Here is a 3238-nt window from a genome sequence, read left to right as displayed (position 1 = left end):
AACACGATGGACGAGATCAGGCTCAGGAGGAGATAGAGGCCGGGCCCTTCGAACATCGCATCCGACATGAACCAGCGCGGGACCCGCGTGAGATCCGCGATGGGCAGGATCAGGAGGGCGAGGAGCATGCCCGGCAGGATCGCGACGAGGCCGAACAACGCGAACGCGTGGCTGGCCGCTGCTATCAGCGCGAGGCCATCGAGCGGAAGATGGTGCCCCCGCGCGCGGAGATGGCGTCCTACGAGGACCCGTTGAAGGCGGTGTTGAAGGACATGCCCGGCTGCCCGCCCCCGGGCAGCGAGGTTTGGATGGCGGAACCGATGAACCTCTTCATCGACAAGTGGCCAGAGGACTTCGCCGCCGCCAGGGACAAGGCGCAGCAGGCCGCCGCTGCCCCCCGGGCCAAGGCCGCTTCCACATCGCCCCCCGTCGCTGCGGCCGCAGCGGAAACCAAACCTCTCCAACCCTACGGCGTACGCACGGCGCTGTTCGTGACCCGGGCGGCGCGGTACTTCGGCGATATGGAAGCGCGCCCGTCGAACGTGTTCCAGGAGAGCGAAGTCCTGTTCAGCTACCTCGAGCCCGTGGGCCAGTCCGAAAAGCCCCTCGCCGGGGGCCGGAGACAGGCCGGCGTCACCGTCGACATGGAAGTCCGGACCCTGAGCGGCGAGGTGCTGGGCGGCAAGAAGGGCATGTCGGACAACGACATCACCCTCGACGCGGACCAGAGCATCGACGCCTTCTACCTCGACTCCGATGTGACGCTCGGCCATCTCCGGCCGGGCAGCTACACCCTGGTCTACCTCCTGAAGGACAAGCTCAACGGCCCCACCGTCGAGGTTCCGCAGGGTTTCTCGCTCGTCTCGACCAAGATAGGTGCGACGTCGACCGCGCCGGCGAGCCGGTCCGCGCCCTGAGGCGCGCTACCGTCGACCCCAGATGCCGGCGCGTTCCGAGCGCGCCTGCTCCTCGGCAGCCAGGAGATCGGCGGGTGCGTCCTCGGCGGCGCGACCGCCGCCCGCCGTGAGGATCAGGGAGGCGAGGTCGTCGCCGTCGATCTGGCAGCGCAGTTGCTCGGCCTTCGCCTCCGTGCCGGCGGGGGGCGCGCAGGTGACCTCGCGGCGGCGCAGATAGCGGGCGAGCTGGCGGGCGAGGGCCCCACCCTCTCCGTCGACGCCGAGGAGGCGGATCGTGCGGCCCCGGAAGGCCAGGGTTCCGGTGTCGATCACCTCGGGCACGCCGCGCAGGCTCGCGGCGGGGGCGGGATTGATGGCGACATCCCGGGCCGGCGCGGGTTCGGCACGGGCGGCGGAGGGACGCTTGCGGCCCTTAGCCAATTGCGCCGTCGCGCGCTGGACGAAGTCGTGGAAGATGCTCGCCGGGAGGTCGCCGCCGCCGACGCGGTTCATGGACGAATTGTCGTCGTTGCCGACCCAGATCCCCACGACGAGATCCGGTGTCATGCCGATGAACCAGGCGTCGCGGTAATCCTGCGTCGTCCCGGTCTTGCCGCCCACCGGCAGGCCGGAGACCCGGGCGCCCTTGCCGGTGCCGCCGTCGACCACGGCCTGAAGGGAATCGAGCATCATGGCCCGGGCCTCGGTGGGAATCGCGGTGCCGGCCTTGGCGTCGGCGCGTAGGTAGAGCGGCTGGGGCTGGGCCCCCCGGACGGCGTGGACGCTGTGCGTGTCCACCGGCGCGGCCCCGGCGAGCACCCCGGCATAGGCACGGGTCATCTCCAGGAGCGTCACCTCCGCCGAGCCGAGCGCCAGGCTCGGCACGTTGGGCAATTCCGAAGTCACGCCCATGCGGTGCGCGGTGGCGATCACGGCCGGGATTCCGACCTCGTCGGCAAGCTGCGCCGCCACGGTGTTCACCGATTGCGCGAAAGCGCTGCGCAGGGGCATCGCCCCCTTGAAGCGCCCGGTGGAGTTCTGCGGCTCCCAGTCGCCGATCTGGATCGGCCGGTCGACCAGCACCGTCTCGGGATTGAAGCCGTTCTCGTAGGCCGTGAGGTAGACGAAGAGCTTGAACAACGAGCCGGCCTGCCGCTTGGCCTGGGTGGCGCGGTTGAACTGGCTGTCCTCGTAGTCGCGCCCGCCCACCATGGCGAGGATCGCGCCCTCCTTGTTGAGCACCACCATGGCGCCCTGGCTGGCCTTTTTCTTCGCGCCCTCGGCATCGAGGCGGCGGGCGACCACGCCCTCGGCCAGACTCTGCAGGTCGAGGTTGAGGGTGGTGCGCACGGTGACGTCGCCGGGAGCGTCGGCGAGCTTCTTGGCGTCCGCCGAGACCATGTCGAGGAAGTAGTTCGTCCCCGGCGGCGTCTCGGGAGGCGTGCGCAAGGTGATGGTCTGGGCGCGGGCCTTGTCGGCCTCGGCGGCCGTGATGGCGCCGGTCTCCACCATGGTCTGCAGGACCACGTCGGCGCGCTCCTTGGCGCCGCCGAAGTTGCGCGTCGGCGCCAGTTGCGACGGCGCGCGGACGAGACCGGCCAGCATCGCGGCCTCCGGCAGGGTCAACGCCTTGGCGCCCTTGCCGAAGTAGCGCCGGGCCGCCGCGTCGATACCGTAGGCGCCGGCCCCGAAATAGGCGGTGTTCAGGTAGCCGAGCAGGATCTCGTCCTTCGACATCGTCGCCTCGAGGCGCAGAGCCAGGAACGCCTCCTGGATCTTGCGCCGCAGGGTCTTCTCCTGGTTCAGGGAGGTCAGACGGGCGTATTGCTGGGTGATCGTCGAGCCGCCCTCGCGCACGCCCCCGCCGAGGGCGTTGCGATAGAGGGCGCGAAAGAGGCCGCGGGGGTCGATGCCCCAGTGCTCGCGAAAACGCCGGTCCTCGATGGCGATGATCGCCTGACCGAGATGCGGCGGCATCTCGGCTGCCGTGAGCTTCTGGCCCTGGAAGGCGCCCCGGGTCGCGAAGACCCGGCCGTCATCCGCCTCGACGGTGAGCGCGCGCTGACCGGCCTCCGGCACCACGCCGCCGAGGGGCGGCAGGGTGACGAAGCTGTAGAGAACGAGCCCGGCGAGGAACAGGGCCGGCAGCAGGACCAGCGCCAGGGCGGCGGCGATCCAGGGATGGCGGCGCAGGCGTGCGGGAACGGAGGCCGGAGGCCGCTCGGCCCCGCTGGCGGTCGGGCCGGAGGCGGGCGGTGACGTCCCGGCCGTGGCCCGGTTCCGGAAGCGACCGGCCAGTCCCTGCCAGGCCGGCCCGGCCGCACGGGCCGCTCCGGCGGCGC

The 3238-nt window shown here is 71.1% G+C and carries 2 protein-coding genes; one reads left to right on the top strand and one right to left on the bottom strand.

Annotation, left to right across the window (positions count from 1 at the left end):
* Positions 1-167: 167 nt before the first annotated feature.
* The gene (locus K2X24_RS00225; RefSeq protein WP_292493569.1) at positions 168-917 is read left to right on the top strand and encodes a hypothetical protein; all 750 of its coding nucleotides are present in this window, start codon (positions 168-170) and stop codon (positions 915-917) included.
* A gap of 6 nt (positions 918-923) precedes the next feature.
* Here the strand turns inward: K2X24_RS00225 and K2X24_RS00220 are convergent.
* A partial coding sequence (locus K2X24_RS00220) for a PBP1A family penicillin-binding protein (RefSeq protein WP_292493568.1) occupies positions 924-3238 on the bottom strand: 2315 nt, incomplete at its 5' end.

The organism is Methylobacterium sp. (genome assembly GCF_019750675.1).
GTDB lineage: Bacteria > Pseudomonadota > Alphaproteobacteria > Rhizobiales > Beijerinckiaceae > Methylobacterium.
This window is presented reverse-complemented; position numbering and strand designations above follow the sequence as displayed.